General features: G+C 64.2%; 22 protein-coding genes. 16 read left to right on the top strand and 6 right to left on the bottom strand.

Annotated elements, in window-relative coordinates:
• The first annotated feature begins 51 nt into the window (after positions 1 to 51).
• Positions 52 to 1,719, top strand: coding sequence for an outer membrane protein assembly factor BamB family protein (locus tag AC54AF_RS03495; RefSeq protein WP_496635385.1), 1,668 nt, complete (start codon positions 52 to 54; stop codon positions 1,717 to 1,719).
• 25 nt (positions 1,720 to 1,744) lie between these two features.
• Here the strand turns inward: AC54AF_RS03495 and AC54AF_RS03490 are convergent, their stop codons facing one another.
• Positions 1,745 to 2,053, bottom strand: coding sequence for a hypothetical protein (locus tag AC54AF_RS03490; protein WP_436479090.1), 309 nt, complete (start codon positions 2,051 to 2,053; stop codon positions 1,745 to 1,747).
• 92 nt (positions 2,054 to 2,145) lie between these two features.
• On the opposite strand from AC54AF_RS03490, the gene AC54AF_RS03485 reads away from it, so the two are divergent.
• Together AC54AF_RS03485 and AC54AF_RS03480 are read left to right on the top strand one after the other, a co-directional pair.
• Positions 2,146 to 2,415 carry a ubiquitin family protein gene (locus AC54AF_RS03485; protein WP_496635383.1) on the top strand — a complete coding sequence of 90 codons (270 nt, stop codon included), beginning with the start codon at positions 2,146 to 2,148 and terminating at the stop codon, positions 2,413 to 2,415.
• Positions 2,416 to 2,429: 14 nt separating this feature from the next.
• Entirely contained in the window at positions 2,430 to 3,527 is a 1,098-nt protein-coding gene (locus tag AC54AF_RS03480) for a WD40/YVTN/BNR-like repeat-containing protein (RefSeq protein WP_496635442.1), read from the top strand.
• On the opposite strand, the gene AC54AF_RS03475 is transcribed toward AC54AF_RS03480, so the two are convergent.
• Entirely contained in the window at positions 3,500 to 4,123 is a 624-nt protein-coding gene (locus AC54AF_RS03475) for a TetR/AcrR family transcriptional regulator (RefSeq protein ID WP_496635381.1), read from the bottom strand. The genes AC54AF_RS03480 and AC54AF_RS03475 overlap by 28 nt on opposite strands.
• A 157-nt stretch (positions 4,124 to 4,280) precedes the next feature.
• Here AC54AF_RS03475 and AC54AF_RS03470 point away from each other — a divergent pair, with 157 nt between their 5' ends.
• Positions 4,281 to 5,336, top strand: coding sequence for an MBL fold metallo-hydrolase (locus AC54AF_RS03470; RefSeq protein ID WP_496635379.1), 1,056 nt, complete (start codon positions 4,281 to 4,283; stop codon positions 5,334 to 5,336).
• A 1-nt stretch (position 5,337) separates the two neighbouring features.
• Here AC54AF_RS03470 and AC54AF_RS03465 read toward each other — a convergent pair whose 3' ends face one another.
• Positions 5,338 to 5,670: a hypothetical protein gene (locus AC54AF_RS03465; RefSeq protein ID WP_496635377.1), complete on the bottom strand. Its 333-nt coding sequence runs from the start codon at positions 5,668 to 5,670 to the stop codon at positions 5,338 to 5,340.
• A gap of 444 nt (positions 5,671 to 6,114) precedes the next feature.
• On the opposite strand from AC54AF_RS03465, the gene AC54AF_RS03460 reads away from it, so the two are divergent.
• Positions 6,115 to 7,125, top strand: a complete 1,011-nt coding sequence (locus AC54AF_RS03460) for a substrate-binding domain-containing protein (RefSeq protein ID WP_496635375.1) — start codon at positions 6,115 to 6,117, stop codon at positions 7,123 to 7,125.
• 53 nt (positions 7,126 to 7,178) lie between these two features.
• Here AC54AF_RS03460 and AC54AF_RS03455 read toward each other — a convergent pair whose 3' ends face one another.
• Together AC54AF_RS03455 and AC54AF_RS03450 are read right to left on the bottom strand one after the other, a co-directional pair.
• Complete coding sequence (locus AC54AF_RS03455; protein ID WP_496635373.1) at positions 7,179 to 10,775, bottom strand: indolepyruvate ferredoxin oxidoreductase family protein; 3,597 nt, start codon at positions 10,773 to 10,775, stop codon at positions 7,179 to 7,181.
• 193 nt (positions 10,776 to 10,968) lie between these two features.
• Complete coding sequence (locus AC54AF_RS03450; RefSeq protein WP_496635371.1) at positions 10,969 to 11,910, bottom strand: LysR substrate-binding domain-containing protein; 942 nt, start codon at positions 11,908 to 11,910, stop codon at positions 10,969 to 10,971.
• A gap of 137 nt (positions 11,911 to 12,047) precedes the next feature.
• Between AC54AF_RS03450 and AC54AF_RS03445 the strand changes: the two genes are divergently transcribed.
• The gene (locus tag AC54AF_RS03445) at positions 12,048 to 13,274 is read left to right on the top strand and encodes an HD-GYP domain-containing protein (protein WP_496635369.1); all 1,227 of its coding nucleotides are present in this window, start codon (positions 12,048 to 12,050) and stop codon (positions 13,272 to 13,274) included.
• Here AC54AF_RS03445 and AC54AF_RS03440 read toward each other — a convergent pair.
• A complete protein-coding gene (locus AC54AF_RS03440; RefSeq protein ID WP_496635367.1) occupies positions 13,271 to 14,317 on the bottom strand; it encodes a GGDEF domain-containing protein in 1,047 nt (348 codons plus the stop codon). The genes AC54AF_RS03445 and AC54AF_RS03440 overlap by 4 nt on opposite strands.
• A gap of 481 nt (positions 14,318 to 14,798) precedes the next feature.
• Between AC54AF_RS03440 and AC54AF_RS03435 the strand changes: the two genes are divergently transcribed.
• The 10 genes from AC54AF_RS03435 (at position 14,799) to AC54AF_RS03390 (ending at position 23,389) form a co-directional block, all read left to right on the top strand.
• Positions 14,799 to 14,981, top strand: coding sequence for a Flp family type IVb pilin (locus AC54AF_RS03435; RefSeq protein WP_034752975.1), 183 nt, complete (start codon positions 14,799 to 14,801; stop codon positions 14,979 to 14,981).
• A 54-nt stretch (positions 14,982 to 15,035) separates the two neighbouring features.
• Positions 15,036 to 15,569: a prepilin peptidase gene (locus AC54AF_RS03430; RefSeq protein ID WP_131687921.1), complete on the top strand. Its 534-nt coding sequence runs from the start codon at positions 15,036 to 15,038 to the stop codon at positions 15,567 to 15,569.
• A gap of 93 nt (positions 15,570 to 15,662) precedes the next feature.
• Positions 15,663 to 17,036, top strand: coding sequence for an ATP-binding protein (locus AC54AF_RS03425; RefSeq protein WP_496635365.1), 1,374 nt, complete (start codon positions 15,663 to 15,665; stop codon positions 17,034 to 17,036).
• Positions 17,033 to 17,890, top strand: a complete 858-nt coding sequence (cpaB, locus tag AC54AF_RS03420) for a Flp pilus assembly protein CpaB (protein WP_496635363.1) — start codon at positions 17,033 to 17,035, stop codon at positions 17,888 to 17,890. The genes AC54AF_RS03425 and cpaB overlap by 4 nt, the downstream gene beginning before the upstream one ends.
• Before the next feature lie 27 nt (positions 17,891 to 17,917).
• Positions 17,918 to 19,360, top strand: coding sequence for a type II and III secretion system protein family protein (locus AC54AF_RS03415; protein WP_496635361.1), 1,443 nt, complete (start codon positions 17,918 to 17,920; stop codon positions 19,358 to 19,360).
• 16 nt (positions 19,361 to 19,376) lie between these two features.
• Positions 19,377 to 19,679: a hypothetical protein gene (locus AC54AF_RS03410; protein WP_496635359.1), complete on the top strand. Its 303-nt coding sequence runs from the start codon at positions 19,377 to 19,379 to the stop codon at positions 19,677 to 19,679.
• A complete protein-coding gene (locus tag AC54AF_RS03405; RefSeq protein ID WP_496635357.1) occupies positions 19,669 to 21,093 on the top strand; it encodes a TadE/TadG family type IV pilus assembly protein in 1,425 nt (474 codons plus the stop codon). The genes AC54AF_RS03410 and AC54AF_RS03405 overlap by 11 nt, the downstream gene beginning before the upstream one ends.
• The gene (locus AC54AF_RS03400; RefSeq protein ID WP_496635355.1) at positions 21,090 to 21,572 is read left to right on the top strand and encodes a TadE/TadG family type IV pilus assembly protein; all 483 of its coding nucleotides are present in this window, start codon (positions 21,090 to 21,092) and stop codon (positions 21,570 to 21,572) included. The genes AC54AF_RS03405 and AC54AF_RS03400 overlap by 4 nt, the downstream gene beginning before the upstream one ends.
• Positions 21,562 to 22,167 (top strand): TadE/TadG family type IV pilus assembly protein, encoded by a 606-nt coding sequence (locus AC54AF_RS03395; RefSeq protein WP_496635353.1) that lies wholly within the window; start codon positions 21,562 to 21,564, stop codon positions 22,165 to 22,167. The genes AC54AF_RS03400 and AC54AF_RS03395 overlap by 11 nt, the downstream gene beginning before the upstream one ends.
• Before the next feature lie 52 nt (positions 22,168 to 22,219).
• Positions 22,220 to 23,389, top strand: a complete 1,170-nt coding sequence (locus tag AC54AF_RS03390) for an AAA family ATPase (RefSeq protein WP_131687929.1) — start codon at positions 22,220 to 22,222, stop codon at positions 23,387 to 23,389.
• Positions 23,390 to 23,427 lie beyond the last annotated feature (38 nt).

Raw genomic sequence — 23,427 nt, 5'->3', positions numbered from 1 at the left:
TTTTGCATCTTGCCATGGTGGCGGATGGGAAAGCCCGAACATGGAAGATACATGACTATAACGATGCAAGGAGCGTACCGTGCCGCCGCGTTACCTGCCCTGATGCTGGCGTTGCCATTCATCGCCGGTTGTGGCGGCGGGGACGGACTCTTCGGGCCGGAAGAGCGCCGCGTGCTGTACCTGTCTGAAGTGAGCAGCAACTGCAATATGGCGCCGGGTGAAGCCTGTACCGATGTGAACGTGGTGGTGCGCAGCGATTTGGCCGAGCGTCCGCTGTGGAGCGCCACCGACGCGAACGGCGTGACGGTTTTCCAGCTATCGGATCATCAGAAACTGTCGGACAACAGCTGGCGCATGACCTTCAAGCCCGTGCCTGGCCTGGCGCCTGGCACCTACACGGGACGGATTACGCTGTCTCCCCTGAATTTGTTCGAATTCGAATATAAGAATTTGCCCGAAAGCATCCCGTACAAGGTGGTGGTCGCGCCACTCAAGGGCAATATGCCGGCCCTGGCCGCGCTGCCCGGTGCGGGCGACTGGGAGGGCACGAATGGCAATGCGGCGCACACGGGCCTGGTACCGGTCGATGTCGATGCGGCGAAATTTTCGCGCCGCTGGACGTGGGAATACGCTGGCGGAGAAAAAACTTATCGTATGAGCCCGCCAGTGGCCGCGAATGGTCTCGTGTATTTCTCGCTGGAGCAATCCGCAGCCGATAGCCAGGATGCGAAGAAAATCATCTATACCAATACCTTGATAGCCCTGTCCGAGCACGACAGCAGCGTGCAATGGCGCACGCCGCAAACGCTCGATGGCGCACTGAGCGCACCTGGCGTGTCGGGCACGCGCCTGGCGATGGCGGGCTTGGCCAGCGTCCATACGTTTGACGCCGTGAGCGGCGTCAAGCTGGCCACCGCCACGCAGCCGCAGACGAACGGTATCCTGACGGCGACCTCGCCGCTGACCGCTCCCACGCTGGCTGGTGCAAGCGTCTATGTCGGCGGCAATAACGACGTCATCAGCGCCGATGCCACGACGGCCGGGAGTCTGTGGTCAAGTAGCCTGGGATTGTCGAGGCTGGGCAATGTCGACGAGTGGACGCCGGCCGTGAATGCCAGCACGGTGTACGGCAATACGGCGGGTACCTTGCGCGCGTTCAATCGTGCCGATGGCGCGCAGCAATGGAGCGTGGCCGTGCCGGGACAGGTGGTGACTGGATTGAGCCGGTCCAGCCTGTATCAGGCACCCGTGCTGGCCGATGCGCACAGCGTGCTGCTGCTGAACCAGCGTCTTCCTGCTGGTTTTCCCGTTGACAACAGCCTGACCCTGGTCGATACGGATAGCCGCCAGGTACGCTGGAGCGTCAACGGCCAGTTCACCACGCAGCCGGTAGCGGCGCAGGGCGTGTTGTATGTGGGCAATCACGCCACGGCATCGCTCGAAGCGCGCAGCCTGGCGACGGGCGCCGTGCTGTGGAGCTGGCCCCTGTCGGCGGTCAAGGAAGAGCGCTTTGGCGGCGACCTGATCGCGACCAACAAGCTGCTGTTTGTCGCCGGTCAACAGGGCACGTATGCGCTGGACCTGGCCAGCCAAAAAGCGGTCTGGAGTTTCCGGATTGCCGGCAAGCTGGCCTTGTCGCGCAATGGCGTGCTCTACATCCGTTCGGTGAGTGACAACGGCAATGCCATGTCGCGCGTGACGGCCATCAACTTGCAGTAAACGAGGGCGCTGATGCGGCAGGCTGTCAGGGCTTGCCGCCCTTCAGCCGCTGCAGCAGCGCGTCCACGCCGTCGCTCACGGGCAAGCCGTGGCGGCGCAGCAGCTGCACGTGCAGTACGAGGTTTTCCAGCACCAGCTTGGCCGCCACGGCCAGCAAGGCCAGGTTGCGGTCTTCCGGGCTGAAACTTTCCATCGCGTCGGCCATTTCGCACAGGTGGTTGGCGATCAGGCCGCGCAATTCCTGCTCGTCGAAGGGCAGGTCGGCAAAATCGATGGGATCGGCCACCTCCACTTCCTGCATCAGCACCGCTAGTTCTTCCGGGGTAATCGTCATGCCTGGCCTCCTTGTGTGCTTGCCGCTATTTTAATTGTATTGGCCGCAAAGGGGACTAGAATGAGTCGAGGCCGACGACGTCGAAGGGCAGCATGGCGCATCTGCATTTTACGCAACAACTGGCACGCTATCTGGACGTCCCTACGGTGGACGTAGATGCCGCACGCTTGCGCGCCGCCCTCGATGCCGCGTTTGCGCTACAGCCGCGCCTGCGCGGCTATGTGCTCGACGAGCAGGGCGCATTGCGACCGAATGTGGTGATCTTCATCGACGGCGCCCGCTGCCGCGAGCGGCGCGTGCTCGACGACGCTTTGCGGCCCGACAGCCAGGTGTATATCTTGCAGGCACTTTCCGGAGGTTAATCATGGGACAAGGCATGGCTCAACGCGCGTATCTCGGCACCCGCAAGGGCTTGTTCCAGTTCGATGTCGATGCGGCCGGTGCCTGGCAGCTGGCGCTGGTGCAGTTTGCCGGCGATCCCGTCTCCATGCTGCTGCACGATGGCCGCGACGGCACCCTGTACGCGGCCCTGAACCTGGGCCATTTCGGCGCCAAACTGCACCGCCTCGACGCGGGCGCCAGCGCGTGGCAGGAAGTCGCCGTGCCCGCCTATCCCGCGAAACCGGAAGGCAGCAGCGATACCGTGGACTGGACCTTGCGGCAGATCTGGTCGCTGGCGGCCGGCGGCGCGGACCAGCCCGGCGTGCTGTGGGCGGGTACCTTGCCTGGCGGCCTGTTCCGTTCAAACGACCGGGGCGACAGCTGGCAGCTGGTGGAATCCTTGTGGCACGTGCCGCAGCGGGCGCAGTGGTTTGGCGGCGGCTATGACGTGCCCGGCATCCACAGCATTTGCGTCGACCCGCGCGACAGCAACAAAGTGCTGGTCGGCGTGTCCTGCGGCGGCGTGTGGCAGACTAGCGATGGCGGCGCCAGCTGGGCCTTGAGCGCGACGGGCATGCGCGCCGACTACATGCCGCCCGAACTCGATGAAAACGAGGCCGTGCAAGACCCGCACCGCATCGTGCGCAGCGCCGGCACGCCCGAGGCGCTGTGGTGCCAGCACCATAACGGCATCTGGCGCTCGCGCGATGCCGGCTGGCACTGGCAGGAAGTGACGACGGCGCCGCTGTCGCATTTCGGCTTTGCCGTGGCCGTGCATCCGCGCGATGGCGACACGGCCTGGTTCGTGCCGGCACAGGCGGACGTGCTGCGCATTCCTGTTGATGGCGCGCTGGCCGTGACGCGCACGCGCGATGGCGGGAAAACTTTCGAGGTGTTGCGCGCGGGCTTGCCGCAGCAGCATTGCTACGACCTCATCTACCGCCACGGGCTGGCGCTGGCCGACGATGGGCGCAGTTTATTGATGGCGTCGACGACGGGCGGCGCCTGGTATTCCGCCGACGAGGGCGAGCATTGGCAGACCATCTCTGCCCACTTGCCGCCCGTTTATGCCGTCTGTTTTTCCACGCCGTAGTAGCACAGGAAGATATCGACGGCCAGTTCCGCCACTTCGCGCCGGCGTGCCGGGCCCAGCAGAGGCTCGCCCATGGTGATCTGCGGCCAGAAGGCAAAGGTTTTTAAAGGCGACATCAGCAGGTGCGCCACTTCCACCGTCTCGCCGGCCTTGATGCGCCCATCTTGCTGCGCCGCGCGGATCCAGATATACAGGCCGGTTTCCTTTTCATTCAGGCGCGCCACCATGGCTTGCGCGCGCTCGGGCGAGTGGATGGTTTCGCCAAAGATCACGCGCGCCAGGTCGATGAAGGCCGGGTCGCACAGCAAGCCCATTTTCTGCTCGACCAGGGCCAGCACTTGCGGGCGCAGCGGCTGGTCGGCCACATAGGGCACGGCAGGCTGGGCCATGCTGCTTTCCCACATGCGCTGCAGGATTTCCGCGAACAGCTCGTCCTTGCTGGGGAAATGGTTGTACACGGTGCGCTTGGAAACGGCTGCCGTGGCGGCGATCCTGTCCATGCTGGTCGCATCAAAACCGTGCTCGCGAAACTCGGCGATGGCGGCATCGACGATGGCGACGCGCTTGCGGTCAGTGAGGCGTTGCGGTGCGGCCATGGCGGGAAATCTCCTTTGAAAACAATATTTTACACCTCCTGGTTTACTTTGTTCGAGATAGGAACTACACTGTGTAGTGTACTTTAATCTTTATTCATTCTGTCTTGGGCCGCATATGCATTTGCACCATATCCTCTTTCTGGGAGTTCTGATCGTCATGAGTTCTTGCACCCTGCGCGCCGAGCCTGCGGCGCCCGCTTCTTCCTCAACCTCGTCCTTACAACGCCACGAAGGCAAGTTCCGCAATCCCGTGCAGATGCACAAGCTGGGCACGGCAGCAACGCTCAAGCTGTTGTGGACATTTGTCTTTGACAAGCCCGACAGCACGGTGCCGGCTGCGGCTGTGTCCGTGCAAGCCTTGACCCGGACGCAGTTGCTGGCCGCGCCCGACAACAGCCTGTTTCGCCTCGGCCATTCGACCCTGCTGTTGAAGCTGAACAATGAATTCTTCCTCACCGACCCCGTGTTTTCCGAACGCGCCTCGCCGGTGCAGTGGGCAGGGCCAAAACGTTTCCATCAGCCACCCATCAGCATCGCCGACTTGCCGCCGATCAAGGCCGTCATCCTGTCGCACGACCATTACGATCACCTCGACCAGGCCGCCGTGCTGCAACTGGCCGCCAAGACCGAACACTTCATCGCGCCGCTGGGTGTGGGCGACACCCTGGTCGCCTGGGGCGTGTCGGCGGCCAAGGTGCGGCAATTCGACTGGTGGCAAAGCACGACGATTGCCGGCGTGAAACTCGTCGCCACGCCTTCGCAGCATTTCTCGGGACGCGGCTTGTTTGACGGCAATCAAACCCTGTGGGCGTCGTGGGTCATCGACGCACCGGACGTGCGCGTGTTTTTCAGCGGCGACTCCGGCTATTTCGACGGTTTCAAACAGATCGGCGACCAGTACGGGCCGTTCGACGTGACCATGATCGAGACGGGCGCCTACGACAAGCTCTGGCCGGACGTGCACATGCAGCCGGAGCAGACCTTGCAAGCCCACCTGGACTTGCGCGGCAAATGGCTGATGCCCGTGCATAACGGCACCTTTGACCTGGGGCTACACGCCTGGCATGAACCGTTCGACCGTATCACGGGGCTGGCGGCGAAGCAGGGCGTGCACCTGGCCACGCCGCAGATGGGCGAAGCGGTCAACCTGGCTCAGCCGAAGAAGGGCGAAAAATGGTGGCTGGCGATGCTGGAAGAAGAGATGCTGCGGTAATTTACGCCGTCACGTCGATCAGGCGCCCCACCGTCTGGCCATAGCCGTTCAGCTGGGGTGTGCTTTTCGGCGCGGCGGGGGCCGGCTGCTGCGGCACGGCCACCTTGATCGCCTGGTCCAGCTGCGGCGCCTTGATGGCGGCCGGCGCATCGGCCTGCGCTTGCTGGCTGCTGCGCTGCGTCTGGCTCAAGCTTTCCTGTTCCCGCGCCAGCAACTGGCGGCTTTGCGCCAGCTGTTCGCTGTCGCGCTGTACCTGGTTCTGGCCTTGTTCGACCCGGCGTTGCGCTGTGGCCAGCGAGGCTTGCAAGTTGTTGACGGAGCTTAGCGTGACCACATTGTTCACCTTTGAAAGTATGTCCAGGCGTGCAGGCAAGGGGACCACCCGGGCCGATGTGCTGCGCCAAGCGCAACATGCCAAGCAGTAACCTTTACCTGAATCAAGAGTAGGGCAAATTCTCGCACAGTTCCAGTAAATTATGTTTTCTTGATAATGCTATCGTGCGCGCCCTGTGTTGCGGAAGCGGCATGCCCAAAGGGAGGATGCTCTTGTTGGAGTGAGTACATGCTATCGCTTCTGTTCATTGTTTCTCTGCCATCGGCGGTGCTGCTGTGAGGAGAGGGAGAGAGTAGTCACATTTAAAATGTTGTTTTTTAGATAGTCAATGTATTGTTGTTTTTATACCATGTCTGCGCACGCGAATGCGCGGCCTGTGTGGCTCTCTGGGCTATAATGGACGGTCAGAGTTGGTTTCTTTTGCCATACAGACAGGTAGTTAACATGAATCTCAAGAGCCTCGCAATTGCCCTCGGCATGTCGAAAACGACAGTCAGCAGGGCGTTGAACGGCTATCCGGAAGTCAATTCCCGCACCCGTGAAATCGTCCTGGCCGCCGCCAAGAAAGTCGGCTACCGTCCCAATCCGCTGGCGCGCAGCCTGGCCGTTGGCCGCACCAATGTGCTGGGCATGATCTATCCCCTGCTGCCCAGCGACCTGGGCGACAGCGTCTTTCTTTCCGTCGTCAATGGCATGTCCGACGCCGTCGAAGCGTCAAAGATGAGCCTGATCATCGCCCCCGTGTCGCCGCAGAATGAACAGCCTTCGTATGAAACCATGGTGCGCGGGCGTCAGGTCGATGGCCTGGTGGTGGGCCGCACCAAGGTGGTCGACGAGCGCATCGCGTATTTGACGAAGGTGGGCTTTCCTTTTGTGGCGAATGGCCGTACGCGCATCGATGCGCCGTATGCGTATTTTGACTACGACAATGACACTGGCATCGACTTGGCCGTGTCTTTCCTGGCGGCGCATGGCCACCAGCGCATCGCGTTGCTGAGCGCGCCGCTGGAGCTGCATTTTGCCTACGAGCGCAAGGAAAGCTTTATCCGTTGCATGGCGCAAGCGGGCTTGCCGCTGGACCCGGCCTATCTGCTCGACAATACTTTTGATCGCCGCAGCGGCTACCAGGCCATGCAGCAATTGCTGGCCTGCTCGCCCCGTCCCACGGCCGTCATCGTCGACAACCATTTGTCCGGCGTGGGCGTGGTGCGCGCGCTGATGGATGCGGGCATCGAGATCGGCAAGGAAATCTCCGTCATCGTCTGGGGCAATGTGGAAGATACCTTGATCGGCATCAACGTCACCACCATCGATCAGCCCGACTTGCGCCGCGCCGGCGCCAAGATGGTCGAAATGCTGCAATCCCTGCTGGCCGGCACGCCGCCGGAACGGCTGCAGGAAATCTGGCAACCGGTGCTGTTGCCGGGCGCGACGGTAGGACGCTGCCCTGAATGAAAAAAACGCAGAGCCAAGGCTCTGCGTTTTCATTTCAAGTCCAGCTTGCCAACTTAGGCCGCGTGCTTGCTGCCGTCCGCCAGCTTGGCCAGCAATCTCGCCTTGTCCCGACGATACGTGGCGACAGCCGCTTCCTTGACGTGGCCGAAGCCGCGGATTTTTTCGGGCAGCGATGCCAGTTCCACGCAGGTGGCCAGGTTGTCTGCCGTCAGGTTGACCAGCATGCCCGCCAGCAGTTCGCGGTATTCGACGATCAGCGCGCGTTCCATCTTGCGCTCGGCTGTATAGCCGAAGACGTCGAAGGTACCGCCCCGCAGCCCCTTGGCTTTCGCCAACAGCTTGAAGGCGCGCCACATCCAGGAACCGAACTCCGCTTTCACCAGGTGGCCCTTGGCATCTTTTTTCGCGAACAGCGGCGGCGCCAGGTTGAATTTCACGGAGAAATTCCCTTCGAACTGCTGCTGCAATTGCTCCACGAAACGGCCATCCGTGTACAGGCGCGCCACTTCGTATTCATCCTTGTAGGCCAGCAATTTAAAGTAGCTCTTGGCGACAGCCGTCGACAGTTTCTGCCCCAGTCCCAGCGTGTTTTCGCGGTCGCGCACCTGTTTCACCAGGGTCAGGTAACCGTCCGCATACGCGGCGTTCTGATAGGCGGTGAGGAACTCCACGCGTTTCTTGATCACGCTATCGAGGCTTTGCGGCATTTGCACGATGATCGCTTGCGACGGCGTGGCGATCTGCGTCACACGGCGCACGTCGACGGCGGCGCGGCGGCCCCACAGGAAGCTCTTCTTGTTCGACTCGATGCCCACGCCGTTCAATTCGATGGCGCGCAGCAAGGCCGCTTCCGTCAACGGGATGCGGCCCTTTTGCCAGGCGTAACCGAGCATGAACAGGTTGGCGGCAATCGAGTCGCCCATCAGCGCGGTGGCCAGTTTGGTCGCGTCGATGAAGTCGGCCGCGTCCGCGCCGCCGACGGATTCCTCGATCAGCTGGCGTACTTCCGCCGTTGGATATTGCCAGTCGGCATTCTGCGCAAACGTGCCCGGTGGCTGCTCGTGCAGGTTGACGACGGCCAGGCTGCGGCCCGGACGCATTTTCGACACGGCATCCTGCGCGCCGGCCGTCAGCATGTCGCACCCTAAAATCAGATCCGCTTCGCCCGTGGCGATGCGCTGAGCGCGGATGTGCGCGGGAGACCTGGCGATTTTCACGTGCGAGGTGACGGAGCCGTTCTTTTGCGACATGCCCGTCATGTCCAGCACGGAGGCACCCTTGCCTTCCAGGTGCGCTGCCATGCCCATCAGGGCGCCGACGGTGATCACGCCCGTGCCGCCGATGCCGTTGATCAGGATGTTATACGGCGCGTCGCAGGCGGGCAGGACCGGTTCCGGCAGGGGGCCGAAGTTGTCCGTCTCGCCCGCTTTGCCGGCACCCGTCTTGGTCTTCTTCAGGCTGCCGCCTTCGACGGTGACGAAGCTGGGGCAAAAGCCCTTGGCACACGAGTAATCCTTGTTGCACGAGGATTGGTCGATGGTGCGCTTGCGGCCAAATTCCGTTTCCTTCGGCAGGATCGACACGCAGTTCGATTGCACGCCGCAATCGCCGCAACCTTCGCAGACGGCGTCGTTGATGACCATGCGCTTAGGCAAATCGGGATATTCGCCTTTCTTGCGGCGCCGGCGTTTCTCGGCCGCGCACGTTTGATCGTAGATCAGCACGGACACACCCTGTACTTCGCGCAATTCGCGCTGCACGGCATCCATGTCCTTGCGGTCGTGCAAGGTCAGGTGGGCGGGCAGGTTGCTGCGGTCGCTGTAGCGGCTCAAATCTTCCGTGACCAGGGCGATGCGGGCGATGCCTTCGGCCGCCACCTGCTGCGCCATCATGGGCACGGTGATGAGGCCGTCCACGGGCTGGCCGCCCGTCATGGCGACGGCGTCGTTGTAGAGGATTTTATAGGTGATGTTCACCTTGGCCGCCTGCGCGGCGCGGATGGCCAGGTAGCCGGAATGGAAATACGTACCGTCGCCCAGGTTCTGGAACACGTGCGGCAGCTCGGAAAACGCGGCTTGGCCGATCCACGGCGCGCCTTCGCCGCCCATGTGCGTGGTCAGCTTGTTCATTTCCGGGTAGATCGAGGTGGCCATCACGTGGCAACCGATGCCGGCCAGCGCCAGGCTGCCGTCGGGTACCTTGGTCGACGTGTTGTGCGGGCAGCCGGAGCAGTAAAAGGCGGGGCGGAAAGGCGTGTTCACGGCCTTTTTCAGGACCGCGTCCTTGGCGTCGAGGAAACTCAGTCGCGCCTTGATCAGGTCGCACGTGACGGGATCGGATATCAGGCGCGCGATGCGGCTGGCGATGACCCGCGCCACTTGCGAGACGGAAAAGTCCGCCTTCGAGGTCAGCAGCCATTCGCCGCGCGGCGCCACCCATTCCCCTTTTTCGTCGAACTTGCCGATGACTCTAGGGCGCACGTCGTCGCGCCAGTTGTACAGCTGCTCTTTCAACTGGTATTCGACGATCTGGCGTTTCTCTTCGACGACGAGAATTTCATCGAGGCCTTGCGCGAATTCGCGCACGCTGTCCGGTTCCAGCGGCCACGGCATGGCCACCTTGAACAGGCGCATGCCGACGTCGGCCGCCATCTGCTCGTCGATGCCCAGCTCTTCCAGCGCTTCGAGCACGTCCAGGTAGGACTTGCCGGACGCGATGATGCCCAGCTTGGCGTTCGGGCTGTCGATGGTGGTGTGGTTGAGCTTGTTTTCGCGCGCGTACGCCAGGGCCGCATAGATCTTGTAGTCCTGCATCAGCGCTTCCTGGTTGCGCGCCTGCTGGCCCAGCGGGATGCTCGACAGGCGCGCGTTCAGGCCGCCTTCGGGCATGACGAAGTCCTGCGGAATCTTGACTTCCACGCGGAACGGGTCGGCATCGATGGAGGCCGACGATTCGACCGTGTCGGCCAGGGCCTTGAAGGCCACCGTGCAGCCGGAAAAGCGCGACATGGCCCAGCCGTGGATGCCCAGGTCCAGGTATTCCTGCACATTGCACGGATACAGGACGGGGATCATCGATGCGGAAAACAGATGGTCGGACTGGTGCGGCAGGGTCGACGAGTAGGCGCCATGGTCGTCGCCGGCCACCAGCAGCACGCCGCCCAATTTGGATGTGCCCGCATGGTTCATGTGCTTGAAGACATCGCCGCAGCGGTCCACGCCCGGGCCCTTGCCGTACCACATGGCGAACACGCCGTCGTACTTGGCCGGGCCGATCAGGTCGACCTGCTGCGAACCCCAGACGGCCGTGGCAGCCAGGTCTTCGTTGACGCCGGGTACGAACTGCACATGATGCGCTTCCAGCTGCTTCTTGGCTTTCCACAGGTTTTCATCGAGGCCGCCCAGGGGCGAACCACGGTAGCCGGAAATGAAGCCGGCCGTGTTGAGGCCAGCAGCCTGGTCGCGCAGGCGCTGCATCATGGGCAGGCGCACGAGGGCCTGGATGCCGGACAGGAAGATGGCGCCGGAAGTGGCCGTGTATTTGTCGTCGAGGCTGACGCTGGTCAAACGGGAAGGCTCAAGAGGTGTAGAGGGCGCGGCACCGGCGTTTCTAGCGAACGCTGCGGAGCCGTTTTCCGTGGTCACGGACATGGCTGTCTCCAAAAGGGTGTTTCAGATAGCGGCTGTACAAGGTCGCGCCCGGTAAGGCGCGCGCTGTGCAGACGGGATGGCCGCGTGTGGGCGGCACATAACTATTTTAAATTTAAAATAGTTAATGTGGTCAGTGTAGAACGAGTCAGGGGAGTGGGCAAATACGCTTTGACGATGGAGGTATAAGAAATACTTATGGCATGGGCGAGAGCACGTTCGCCCCCACCCAGCGTCCGCTGCCGCACAGCTCGGCGGCCACTTGCAGCACGAGGTGCTTCACGGCGTTGCCCGCATTCGTCAGGGGAATGTTCTTCGAGGCGCACAGGGCCACCGTGCGCGACAGCACGGGGCTGTGGATGGCGTAGCTGCGCATGGCGCCGCTGTCCAGTTCGGCCAGCAGGGGCGCGGCGGGCAGGATGGTGGCGCCCATGCCGGCCAGGATGGCCGATTTCAGGATGGCGATCGAGTTGATCTCGATCACGTTCGCCGTCTCCAGGCCCAGTTCGCGCGCGCGGCTGTCGATGCGCGGACGCACGCCATGCTGCAGGCCCGGCAGGATCAGGGTGGCGCTCAGTGCCTGCGGGAACGACACGGCATGGCCGGCGGGCGCGAACGGCGAATCGCTGCGGCAGATAAAACGCATCTCTTCTTCCACCAGCGGGCTGCAGGCAAAGGGCGTGAGCTGGCCATCGTCGAACAGCACGGCCAGGTTGATGCGGCCCGATTTGAGCTGTTCATTGAGGTTGCCCGTGATTTCTTCCGTCAGTTGCAGGGTGATCTCGGGGTAGCGTTCGCGCGCGGCCAGCAGCAGGGGCAGGGCCAGGGCGCCGGAGATGCTGTGTGGCAAGCCCAGGGTAACATTGCCGGATGGCCGCGTGGCGCTTTGCGTCACGGCCGAGCGGGCGTCGGCCACCTGTTTCAGGATCGCTTGCGCATGTTCGTAAAACACCTTGCCCGCGTCCGTGCTGAGCACGCCCTGGGCCGAGCGGTGCAGCAGCTGCACGCCCAGTTCCTCTTCCAGCTGGCGCAGCTGCTGCGTCAGGGCCGGCTGCGCCACGTGCAGGGTCAAGGCCGCGCGCGACAGCGAGCCGTGGTCGGCGATGGCAACAAAGTAGCGTAATTGGCGCAGTTCCATGGGTTCCAATAGCGGTGCGTTGAGCGGAAAAGCAGGGTGTTGCGCCGCAGCGCCGAACGCGACCAGCAGAATAACAATTTTGTTATACTTATTTTAGCGCCTTCGGTGCTCCAGCCGCGTATTTGTGGGATGACTGCATGCTCAAGAAAGTTGATTCGTCTCAATTAAAAGTAGGCATGTACATTCATGACCTCAGCTGCGACTGGATGACGCATCCGTTCGTGCGCAACCGTTTCCTGTTGCGCAGCGACGATGAAATCCGCAAGATCGTGCAGGCCGGCATCCACGACGTGGTGATCGACAGCGGCAAGGGTCTCGACGTGCAGGACGCGCCCAGCGTGGCGCAGGCGCGCGCCGCCACCGAGCGCGAACTGGTGCAGCTCGCCACGCCGCCGCAAGTGGTCACGCGCGTGTCGCTGGGCATGGAACTGGCGCGCGCCACGCAGGTGCGGCGGCAGGCGACCAGCCTGGTGCGCACGGTGATGGCCGACGTGCGCCTGGGCAAGGCTGTCGAAATCGACCGCGTGCAGCACACCGTGCAAGATATCACCGAATCGATCCTGCGCAATCCCGGCGCCCTCGTCGGCTTGCTGCGCATCAAGAGCAAGGATGACTACACCTTCCTGCATTCCGTCAGCGTGTGCGCGCTGCTGGTGGCGTTTTGCCGCTCGCGCGGACTCGATGCCACGACGACGCACCAGGCCGGCCTGGGCGGCTTGCTGCACGACACGGGCAAGGCGCTGGTGCCCGATAGCGTGCTGAACAAGCCTGGCCCTTTGACGCCGGAAGAATTTGCCCTGATCAAGCGCCATCCGCGCGACGGCTACGACATCCTGCGCCAGTCGCCCGAGCTGGGCGCCATTCCGCTCGACATCGCCCTGCACCACCACGAGCGGCGCGACGGCAGCGGCTACCCGGACCAGCTGGCCGGCGACGCCATCAGCGAACTGGCGCAGATGGCCGCCATCGTCGACGTGTATGACGCGCTGACGTCCGACCGCAGCTATCACAAGGGCATCGCCGCCGCCGAAGCCCTGCGCAAGATCTATGAGTGGAGCAAATTCCACTTCAACCCCGTGTTCGCGCAGGATTTCATGCGCTGCGTGGGGATCTATCCGGTTGGCACCATGGTGATGCTGGAATCGGGCCGCCTGGCCGTCGTCGTCGAGGCGCACGAAAGCAATCTGCTGGCGCCCAAAGTAAATGTGTTTTTCAGTACGAAGAGCAAGACCTACATCAAGCCGGAAACGGTTGACCTGTCGCGCGGTTTCGGCTTTGGCGGCGCCGACAAGATCGTCGGCCATGAGTCCGCTGCCAAGTGGCAGGTCGATCCCATGCGCTTTTTATCGCTGGCGGATGCCTAGAAGAACTCCGCCGTATCGTTTGAGGTGATGGTGGTGAGCAAGCCCTTGGCGACGAGTTCGTCGTAATGGCAAGCCAGGTTGCGGCCATGGCTCTTGGCGTAGTACAAGGCCTGGTCGGCGCGGCCGAGGATGATGACGGGGGCCTCGTAGGCGTTGATGCTGACGAAGCCAACGCTGACGGTCACTCTGCCCACTTGCGGGAAGTCGTGCGCGGCGACATTGGTGCGGAAGCGGTCGATGATTTTCTGCGCATTTTCCAGGGTGATCGAGCGCAGCAGCACGACGAATTCCTCGCCGCCGAAGCGGAAGATGCGGTCTTGCGAGCGGAATGACGATTGCAGCTGGTTGGCGATCAGGATCAGCACTTCATCGCCATACAGGTGGCCAAATTTATCGTTGACCAGTTTGAAATGATCGACATCGATCACGGCCAGCCATTGCCGTTCCGTGTCTGTATGGTGGCGCCGTTCTGCATCGACGGGCAGCGGCTTCTCCGCCTCCGGTTCGCCGCGGCTTTGCAGGATTTTCGCCAGCTGGTCGTCGAAGGTCTTGCGGTTCAACAAGCCGGTGAGCGAATCGCGTTCGCTGTAGTCGAGCAGGTTCTGGAAATTGCGGTACACGCTGACGATGCCGCCGATCACCTGGATGGTGGCGCCCGTGTACGGCGTGGGGTTGGTGATTTCCAGGCAGGTGGTGACCTGGTCGCCGATCCAGATGGGCAGCCACAGCAGGTGGCGGCCGTCGGCGCACAGGGTGTCGGCGCTCGCTTCATGGCGCTTGATGCAGGCGGCCAGCGCCGGGTAGTCCGACAGCGGTTCGCCGGGCAGGGTAGGGTCGTTATGCTCTTCCATGCGGGCCACGCTGCCCGCCACGATGATGGCCCGCGACCGCACGAACACCTGGCCACGCACGGTGGTCAGGGCCAGCACACGGGTCTGCGACGCGGCAGCGAGTTCCTGGACCGCCGAGATCACGGAGATGTCGAGCATCGTGTGGTCGCGGTGCCCGGTCATGTCCACCATGTGTTTCAGTAGGGAATCCATTGTCGATCTCTGGAAAGTAGTCACACAAGTGTCGTCATACCAGCATTGCATCAAGCAAGAGCATGTTCGCGTCCGTCTACAAGAAGCCAAGATTTATTTGGTGGCATGACGCTCTGTACCGCCGGGCGAGAGGCCTTTCCAAAGAAGAGCTAAGCAGGATAATGTCTTTTTGCCTAATAGGCAATTAACGTATGCAATATTTCATGTAAATACATGAGATTCATGCACGTCATTGCAAAAAACTTGCCTTGACGAAGGCTTTCAATCCGGATCGCAACATTTGCTTGCGTCAGCCGGCATCTCAACAGGGTTTGATAATTTCCATATGGAAACTTGTGGCGCGTCAATTTGCCAAAACGTGGACGCTTTATAGTCAATGCAATGGCGCAGAAATTTACGGCAGGAAACATATTAGCAGGAATGGGCAATGTTTCACACCCGATTGCGTCAGGGACTTGTGATTCACTTTTGGGAGCTTGTCATGCATACCTTCCTGTCGGCAGTACAGCAGTTTGTCAAGGATGAGGATGGCATTACGGCAATCGAATACGGCTTGATTGCGGCGTTGATGGCTACCGCCATCACGGCCGGTTTCTTGCTGATCAAGACCAACTTGCTGGCCGTCCTCACCGACATTTCGTCGAACCTGGTGTTGACGCCCTAAGCGGGTACCCGCCGCTGGCCGGCCAGTGGCGGGTTTTCTTTCAGGAGGTGTCGCATGCCTGCCTATGCCGTATTCGACCTGCTGTTGCTGTGCTTCGTGACGGGGGCCGCCGTCAGTGATTTGATCCGCCGCAAGATACCGAATGGTGTGGTGTTGTCCGGCATCCTTGCCGCTCTGGTGCTGCACCTGTGGCTGTGGCCGCAAAACGTGCTGCCGCTGTGGCTGGGCGGCATGGCGACGGGATTTTTCCTGTTTCTACCGTTGTACGTGCTGCGCGGCATGGCCGCCGGCGACGTCAAGCTGATCGCCATGGCCGGCGCCTTTGCCGGTCCCTGGCCCGTGCTGCAGATCTGTTTCGCCACCTTTGTCCTGGGCGGCCTGATGGCCGTGCTGATGATCACCTGGCAGGGAAAATGGCGCGCCTGCCTCGGCAATCTGCGGCAACTGCTGTGGCCGATGATCGCGCGCATGGCTGGCATTCCCCTGGCGCCAAACGCACTTGGCAGCGGCGCCAGCGTGGGCAACATGCCGTACGGACTGGCCATTGCCCTGGGCTGCCTGGTGGTGCAAGGGCGGCATTATTTCTGATTGGTATTCATTGCTCTTGATCAATGGGCACCAGTTCCCGCTCGCTAGAATGAATTCTGTTGAATGCCCTCTTAACCGGCTTGGAGACGCAGCATGACCGAGGTCGACTATTCCATGAGCACCGACAGTACGCCGCGCCCTGCCGACGCGAACCTGATGCCGCCCTTGCCTCCGCAGCCGAAGAGCTTGCGTGAAACGGGACTCGAGCGGCCCCTGGTGGTTGAACTGATCGCCAAGCTGATGTTTGTGAGCGGCAAGACGCATCTGTCCGCACTGACGACGCGCTTGCGCCTGTCGATCAATGTCTTGCGCGAAGTGCTCGATTTCATGGTGGCGGAGCAGATGGCCGAAGTGGCCTGGCGCGGCGAATCCGAGATCGACGTGCAGTACCAGCTGACGAGCGCCGGCAAGCAGCGCGCCAGTGCCTTCCTCGAGCGCTGCGCGTACATCGGCGCCGCGCCCGTCACCCTGGAAGCGTACCGCGCCATGGTGGCGCGCCAGTCGTGGCTGGCGCAGGAGCAGCGCGTCGGCAGCGATGACCTGGCCGCCGTGCTCGGTGGCGCCCATGCGGGGCCGGGCATGCTCGACGTGGTCGGTGCGGCCCTGCATTCGGGACGCTCGCTGCTGCTGTACGGTCCGCCCGGCAGCGGCAAGTCGACCCTGGCGCTGCAGCTGGGACAATTGCTGCACGGTCTCGTCGCCGTGCCGTACGCCATCGTCGTCGGCCAGGACATCATCCAGTTGTACGATCCGGCCCAGCACCTGCCGCCCGCGCCGCAGCACGTCAGTCATGCGCGCCAGGCGCTGGAGCGGCGCAGCACGGACATCCGCTGGGTGCTGTGCCAGCGTCCCGTGATTCACGTGGGCGCCGAGCTTGACGCCGGCATGCTGGAGCTGCGCCATGACGTCAGCGGCGGCTGCTACCAGGCGCCGCCCCATGTGCGGGCCAACAATGGCATGCTGATCATCGACGACCTGGGCCGCCAGCGCCTGGGCGCGCAGGAATTGCTGACGCGGCTGATGCAGCCGCTGGCGCGCGGCAGCGACCAGCTGGGCTTGCCCGGCGGCGTGCAGATCAGCGTGCCGTTCGACAATGCCCTCGTGCTGGCCACGAACGTGCCGCCGGGCGAACTGTTTGACGCCGCCCTGTTGCGCCGCATCGGCTACAAGGTGCAGGTGGGGCCGTTGGCAGAGAGCGCCTATCGCGCGCTGTTCCGCCAGCAATGCCGGCTGGCCGGCATGGCCATCGACGAGCTGGCCCTGAACCATCTGCTGCACTTGCATGGCGCGCAGGGAAGGCCGTTGCTGGCCAGCTATCCGCAGGAATTGCTGGCGCGCATAGGTGATTTTGCGGGCTTTGCCGGCAGCGAAGCGCGCCTGACGGTGGCTGCCCTGGAGCAGGCCTGGAGCAGCCTGTTTGCCAGCTGCGACATGCCGGCCGCCAGCCTGTGCGAGCGTATCGCATGAAGAACCGGCGCGCCCTCCTGATGATGGGCCTGGCGGTCGTGCTGGGCTTGCTGGCCGTGCTGCTGGCCTCGCACTGGCTGCTGCGCCAGACGCCGGCCGGCAAGGGCAAGATCGTCGTCGCCGCCAGCGATGTCAACCTGGGCCAGCGCCTGACGCCCGAGATGCTGCGCCTGGCCGAGTGGCCGGCGGAAAGCTTGCCGCAGGGCGCGCTGCAAGACCCGGCAAAACTGGCGGGACGGGTGCTGAAAACCAGCGTGCTGCGCGGCGAGCCGCTGAGCGAAGCCAAGCTGGCGCCGGCCGGCACCCTGGGCGGCCTGTCGGCCCTGATCACGGAAGGGCGGCGCGCCATCACCGTGCGCGTCAACGACGTGATTGGCGTGGCCGGCTTCGCCTTGCCGGGCAATTATGTCGACATCATCGTGAGTACCCAGCAGGATGCCGGCGACCGCGCGTTTCCGCAAAGCCGCAACATTTCCAAGATCGTGCTCGAACGCATCCTCGTGTTGGCCGTGGCGCAGGAAGTGGGGCGCGACGAGACCAAGCCGCGCGTGGTCAATGCGGTGACCCTGGAAGTGACGCCGGAACAGGCGGAAAACCTGGACCTGGCGCGCAGCGTGGGCAGCCTGTCGCTGGTGCTGCGCAACCAGGTCGACCCGCAGCCGGGCGTGACGGTGGGCGCCACCAAGCTGACCCTGCTGGGCGGACCGCACGAAGCCGACGAGTCCGCTCCTCTCGCGGTGCCCGTGCTGGCCGCAGCGCCGCGTCCGGTACGCGTGGTGACGGCGCCGCCGGAGCAGGCGCGCCAGTGCAGCGGCGTCATCGACGGGACGCGCCAGTCGCGCGAATGTTTTTAGCTGCCTTGCTCAACCATGGACACCTTCATGAACCGCGCCCTGCTGATACTGTGCTGCCTGCTGTCGCCGCTTGCCGGCGCGGCGGCCGATCCTGGCCCGCGCTGCGGTGGTGAAGCGGCCTCGCCCGGCAACCTGCAGCTGCAGGTGGGCAAGTCGAGCATGCTGCGCCTGCCCGAGGCGGTGCTGGCCCGCAGCGTCGGCAATCCGGCCGTGCTGCAAGCCATGCTGGTGGCGCCCGACACCTTGTATGTGGTCGGTGTCGACGTGGGCAGCACGAATATGATCATCCAGGGACGCAGCGGCGTGTGCAGCGTGGTGAACGTCAGCGTCAGCATGGACCCGGGCGGCTTGCAAACGACCCTGGCGGCCCTGATGCCGGAAGAAAAAGCCATCCGCGTGACGGCCGTGGCCGACACCCTGGTGCTGTCGGGCACGGTGCAGGATGCGGGCGCCGTGCTGCGCGCCGTCGAGCTGGCGCATGCGTACGTGCGCCGCGCTACGGTACCGCTGGCGCTGCCCAAGCCTGCCGATGGCGCCGCCATGCCGGCGGCCGCCACGGCGCCCGCTGGCGGCGCTGGCAGCGCGAACAGCCGCATCATCAACATGCTCGACGTCAGCGCGCCGCAGCAGGTGATGCTGGCCGTGCAGATCGCCGAAGTGTCGAAGTCGCTGCTGGAACGGCTGGAAGTGGGCGCCACCCTGCGTTTTGCTTCCGGCAGCTGGGCCACCACCTTGCTGTCGAATTTCCTCAGTGGCACGGCCAATGGCTTGCTCGACCTGCGCAAGTCGAATGGCCGCCAGCAGCTGACCATCGAGGCGCAGAAACAGGATGGCCTGGTGCGCATCCTGGCCGAGCCGACGGTGATGGCGATCAGCGGGCAGGAGGGCAGTTTTCTGGCCGGCGGCAAGATCTTCATTCCCGTCGGCCAGGACAACAACAAGATCACGCTGGAAGAGCGCGAATACGGCGTCGGCCTGCGTTTTACGCCCACCGTGCTGTCGGGCGGGCGCATCAATTTGAAGGTGGCGCCGGAAGTGTCGGAACTGTCGCGCGAGGGGGTGGGTATTTCCGCCGCCGGCGTCAGCGGGCGCTCGATTTTGCCCGTCATCACGACGCGGCGCGCCTCGACCACGGTGCAGCTGTACGACGGCCAGAGCTACGCCATCGGCGGCTTGATCAAGAACAACCAGGTGAGCAACATCACGGGCGTGCCCTGGCTCAGCGAAGTGCCGATCCTCGGCGCGCTGTTTCGCAGCACGGATTTCCAGCATGACCGCACGGAATTGTTGTTCGTCATTACCGCGCACCTGGTCAAACCCTTGCCGGCCGATGCCGTGCTGCCGACGGCGCAGCTGGCGCCGCCGTCGCGCATGGACCTGATGTTGGGCGGCAAGATGGAAGGGCCTGTGCCCCCGGCGGCGCCGTCCGTGCCGCCACCGCGCGCGGCCAACGGTTTCGAGTTGAAATGAGACGGGGAGATACGCCATGCCGAACGCGTTCCTGATATCGCTGCGGCGTTTGGCCGCCCTGGCCCTGGCTTTGCAGCTGGCCGCCTGCGCGCACGGCAGCACGCCGCAGCTGGACCGGCGCTTCGGCGACGCCGTGCGCCTGTCGATGGCGCAGCAGGTGCGCGATCCGGCCAGCGCGGGCAGGCGCACGCCGGCCGACGGCCTCGACGGCCCCAGCGCCCAGGCCGTCATGCAGCGCTACCGCGCGTCGTTTGCCGAACCGAATGCCCAGGCGCCGCAGCCGGTGCAATTCATGCTGGGAGGCGGCAATGGCAAATAGACGCCAGCGCGGGGCGATGCTGATCGGTTTTTCCATCCTGCTCATCGTGGTGCTGGGCTTTATCGGCCTGGCGCTGGACGTGGGACAAGTCATCGGCCGCAAGACGGAACTGCAGAACCTGGCCGACAACGCGGCGATGGCGGCGGCCTCGGAACTGGTGGGCACGCCCGAGGGCTTGCTTGCTGCCGTGACGAAGGCCAAGAGCAGTGCGGCCGACCGCAGTGCATGGCGGCGCCGCATGGAAGGCGCCATTTTGTCGGACGCCAGCATCCGCTTCGCCAGTGCGCCCGACGCCCCCGCCAGCGAATGGCATGCGGCTGGCGCCGTGCCCGACGCCGCCGCGGCGCTGTTCGTGCGCGTCGATACGCAGGCCAATGATCCCGTGCTGGGACGGGTGGCGACGGCGTTCCTCGGCGCCTGGTCGCCGGCGCTGCGCACCCTGGACACGGGCGCGCGCGCCGTGGCGGGGCGGGCCAGCCTGCACTTGATGCCGCTGGCTGTCTGCGCGCTGTCGTCCAGCGCCGCCAGCCCGCGCACGAATGCGGCACTGCTGCCGGCCGTCGAGTTGCTGGAATATGGCTTTCGCCGCGGCGTGGCGTATAACTTGTTGCAGCTCAATCCGCACGGTCCTGCGGCCGACCATTTCGTGCTCAATCCGCTGGGCCGGCCGGGTGTGGTGGGACCGTCGTTGCAGGTCAGCGTAGCGAGCGTGTTGCCGTTTGTCTGCAGCGGCACGGTGCTGTATCCGCGCATCGGCAGCGCCCAGGTGCATGTGCACCGGCCTTTTCCGGCCGCGCTGTGGACGGCCTTCAATGCGCGCTTCAACCAGCATGCGGGCAGCGGCTGCCATCCGGTCACGGCGCCGTCCGACACGAATATCCGCGCCTATCCGAATACGGCGGCGAACTGGTGGATGACGAATGCGCCCGATGCGCCCAGTGCGCTGAGCACCGGCAATCCGCTGCTGTCCGTGGCCGATCCGGAATCGAATGCGACGCCGCCCGCCGTCGGCAGTTACGGGCCGCTGTGGTCGTTTTCCAGGGCGGCCAGGTACAGCAACCCGAAGCCGGCCGGCGGTTATCCGCCGTTTGCCACCACCGACTGGCCCAAGCTGTATCCGGCCACGCCGGCCGCTCCGGCCGCCAAATCCAGCTATCCCACCGATAAGTCGCCGTACCTGACGCTGGCGTACCAGACGGCGCCGGCCGGCAACACGGGCTTGGCGCAGCAGCGCCTGCTGCACATTCCACTGCTGGCCTGTCCCGTGCCGGCCGGCAGCGACGTGCTGGCCCAGGTATTGGGCATCGGCCGCTTCTTCATGACGGCGCCGGCCAGCAACGGCGTGCTGAGCGCCGAATTTGCCGGCCTGGCAGCCGAGGGATCGCTGATCGGCCCGGCGGAGCTGCTGCAATGAAGCCGCCCGGCCGCGCGCCACGCCGCCAGGGCGGTGTCGCCGCCATCGAGCTGGCGCTGATCCTGCTGTTTTTCATGGGACTGCTGCCCTTCGTGCTGCTGTTCGGCCGCGCGCTGCTGGTGTACACGGCCCTGCAAAAAAGCGTGCACGATGCGGCGCGCTACATGGCGACCATGCCGCTGCCACAGATGGGCAGCATCGGCACGGCGAACCAGGGCGCCGCCCTGGCCAGGCAGATGGTGGTCGAGGCGATGGCGGAAAGCTGGCCGGACATGGAGGCCGCCCGGGTCAACGTGGACTGCGTGTATGCCGACGATTCCTATGGCTGCGGCAGCTACGCGACGGCGCCGTTGCAGGTGCGCATCAAGGTCACCGTGGACATGCCGGTCGATTTCCTGCCTGAGCTGACCCGCAAGTGGCTGCCGCAGCTGGCGCCGATTCCCTTGCGCGCCAACGCGACATTGCGCTATGTCAACTAACCTGCATAGCCGGCAGCGCCAGGGCGGCGTCTTCGCCGTCGAATTCGCCATGCTGGCGCTGCTGTTCTTTTTGTTCCTGTTTGCCATGCTGGAAGTGGCGCGCGCCGTGTACGTGTGGAACATGGTGCATGAGATCACCCGGCGCGCGGCGCGCACCGCCGCCGTCACCGATTTCAGCAATGCCGGCGCCTTGCAAGCCGTGCGCACGCACGCCGTGCTGCGCGCCACGCCCGGCACCTTGCCGCTGGGCGGCGGCATCAGCGACGCGCATGTGCGCATCGACTATTTGTCGGAGAGCAGCGGCGGCGCCGCGCTGGCAGCGGTGCCGGTGACGGTGCTGCCGGGCTGTCCGCAACGCAACCGCATCAATTGCCTGGACGATCCGCATGGCGCCAGCTGCATCCGCTTCGTGCGCGCGCGCCTGTGCCTGCCCGGCGTCGGCGCGCGCTGCGAGCGCGTGCCCTACCGGCCCGTCCTGCCGCTGCTGGGGGTGATGTTTCCCTCCGGCGCAGGCGCCATACGTTTGCCCAGCGGGATCACCATGGCGGTGGCCGAGTCGCTGGGCTATCCGGACAATCCCGGTTTTTGTCCATGAGCGCCAATCCGCCGGCGCAGCCGAATGTGTTGCCTTGAATGAAGGAGGCGCGATGAAAGCCTTGATGATTACCCGCGACGCCAGCTTGCACGATGAAATCGCTGCGCAAGGCGCGGCCCGCATGCCCGTGCTGCGGCTGCTGGAGCGGCGCAGCGGCCTGCGCGACGCCGTCGAGCGCATGCTGCCCGAAGCGCCCGAGCTGGTGATCGTCGACGCCAGCGGCCTCGATGCCGACGAAGCCGACCTGCTCGAGCGCCTGGCGCGCCAGTATCCGCTGGCCGTGCTGATGCTGCTCACGCGCGGCCAGCAGCAGGATGTCCTGATACGCGCCATGCGCGCCGGCATGCGCGAAGTGCTGCAGCTGCCGCTGGTGCACAAGGCCTTCCATGAGGCGATGGACCGGGTCGATATCCAGGCCGGCGTGACGCAGATGCGCGACGGCAAAGTGCTCGCTTTCATCTCGTGCAAGGGCGGCAGCGGCGCCACCTTTTTGTCGACGAATTTTTCCTACGCGCTGGCGAGCCTGGCCGGCTGCAAGGTGCTGCTGATCGACCTGCATGGCCAGTTCGGCGACGCCACCCTGTACGTCTCGGACCAGAAGCCGGCCATGACCCTGTCCGACATCTGCGCCCAGATCGCGCGCATGGATGGCGCCTTTCTCGCCTCGTGCCTGGTGCACGTGACGCCGAATTTCGGCGTGCTGGCGGCGGCCGACGACCCGGCGCACAAGGTCGACATGCAACCCGAGCACATGGACCGCATCCTGGCCGTGGCGCGCCAGCACTACGACTACATCGTGCTCGACGTGGGGCGCCAGATCGATGCGCTGTCGCTGCGCGCGCTCGACAACGCCGACGCCATCTATCCGGTGCTGCAGCTGGCCTTGCCCGACATCCGCGACGGGCGCCGCCTGCTCGACATTTTCCGCTCGCTCGGCTATCCGGGCGAACGCTTGCGCCTGATCGTCAACCGCTATGAAAAGGGCGGGCGCCTGCGCCTGGCGGACCTGGAGCAGGCGCTGGGCGCGGAAGTGGTGCACACGGTACCCAACGATTACATCGCCGCCACCGATTCCGTCAACCAGGGCATTCCGCTGCTGCAGCTGTCGCGTACCAGCGCCGTGGCGCGCAGCCTGGCCGAACTGGTGGAACTGGTGACGGCGCGCCGTGTGACGGAAAGCCGCGGCCTGTTCGACCGCCTGTTCAGCCGCAGCGAGGCTTAGAGAATGCAGAGATGTCAGGGCTCCCGCCGGGAGCCATC

Source organism: Janthinobacterium sp. JF4 (assembly GCF_059617925.1).
Note: the sequence above shows the minus strand (reverse complement) of the source record. Positions and strands in the feature narration are given on the sequence as shown.

What these genes read in the sequence shown, in the direction of transcription:
- AC54AF_RS03450 (WP_496635371.1), bottom strand. Translation starts at nt 11,910, where the DNA reads ATGGAACTGCGCCAATTACGCTACTTTGTTGCCATCGCCGACCACGGC.
- AC54AF_RS03480 (WP_496635442.1), top strand. Translation starts at nt 2,430, where the DNA reads ATGGCTCAACGCGCGTATCTCGGCACCCGCAAGGGCTTGTTCCAGTTC.
- AC54AF_RS03410 (WP_496635359.1), top strand. Translation starts at nt 19,377, where the DNA reads ATGCCGAACGCGTTCCTGATATCGCTGCGGCGTTTGGCCGCCCTGGCC.
- AC54AF_RS03445 (WP_496635369.1), top strand. Translation starts at nt 12,048, where the DNA reads ATGCTCAAGAAAGTTGATTCGTCTCAATTAAAAGTAGGCATGTACATT.
- AC54AF_RS03430 (WP_131687921.1), top strand. Translation starts at nt 15,036, where the DNA reads ATGCCTGCCTATGCCGTATTCGACCTGCTGTTGCTGTGCTTCGTGACG.
- AC54AF_RS03415 (WP_496635361.1), top strand. Translation starts at nt 17,918, where the DNA reads ATGAACCGCGCCCTGCTGATACTGTGCTGCCTGCTGTCGCCGCTTGCC.
- AC54AF_RS03490 (WP_436479090.1), bottom strand. Translation starts at nt 2,053, where the DNA reads ATGACGATTACCCCGGAAGAACTAGCGGTGCTGATGCAGGAAGTGGAG.
- AC54AF_RS03425 (WP_496635365.1), top strand. Translation starts at nt 15,663, where the DNA reads ATGACCGAGGTCGACTATTCCATGAGCACCGACAGTACGCCGCGCCCT.
- AC54AF_RS03400 (WP_496635355.1), top strand. Translation starts at nt 21,090, where the DNA reads ATGAAGCCGCCCGGCCGCGCGCCACGCCGCCAGGGCGGTGTCGCCGCC.
- AC54AF_RS03435 (WP_034752975.1), top strand. Translation starts at nt 14,799, where the DNA reads ATGCATACCTTCCTGTCGGCAGTACAGCAGTTTGTCAAGGATGAGGAT.
- AC54AF_RS03485 (WP_496635383.1), top strand. Translation starts at nt 2,146, where the DNA reads ATGGCGCATCTGCATTTTACGCAACAACTGGCACGCTATCTGGACGTC.
- AC54AF_RS03455 (WP_496635373.1), bottom strand. Translation starts at nt 10,775, where the DNA reads ATGTCCGTGACCACGGAAAACGGCTCCGCAGCGTTCGCTAGAAACGCC.
- AC54AF_RS03395 (WP_496635353.1), top strand. Translation starts at nt 21,562, where the DNA reads ATGTCAACTAACCTGCATAGCCGGCAGCGCCAGGGCGGCGTCTTCGCC.
- AC54AF_RS03460 (WP_496635375.1), top strand. Translation starts at nt 6,115, where the DNA reads ATGAATCTCAAGAGCCTCGCAATTGCCCTCGGCATGTCGAAAACGACA.
- AC54AF_RS03475 (WP_496635381.1), bottom strand. Translation starts at nt 4,123, where the DNA reads ATGGCCGCACCGCAACGCCTCACTGACCGCAAGCGCGTCGCCATCGTC.
- AC54AF_RS03470 (WP_496635379.1), top strand. Translation starts at nt 4,281, where the DNA reads ATGAGTTCTTGCACCCTGCGCGCCGAGCCTGCGGCGCCCGCTTCTTCC.
- cpaB (WP_496635363.1), top strand. Translation starts at nt 17,033, where the DNA reads ATGAAGAACCGGCGCGCCCTCCTGATGATGGGCCTGGCGGTCGTGCTG.
- AC54AF_RS03495 (WP_496635385.1), top strand. Translation starts at nt 52, where the DNA reads ATGACTATAACGATGCAAGGAGCGTACCGTGCCGCCGCGTTACCTGCC.
- AC54AF_RS03390 (WP_131687929.1), top strand. Translation starts at nt 22,220, where the DNA reads ATGAAAGCCTTGATGATTACCCGCGACGCCAGCTTGCACGATGAAATC.
- AC54AF_RS03440 (WP_496635367.1), bottom strand. Translation starts at nt 14,317, where the DNA reads ATGGATTCCCTACTGAAACACATGGTGGACATGACCGGGCACCGCGAC.
- AC54AF_RS03405 (WP_496635357.1), top strand. Translation starts at nt 19,669, where the DNA reads ATGGCAAATAGACGCCAGCGCGGGGCGATGCTGATCGGTTTTTCCATC.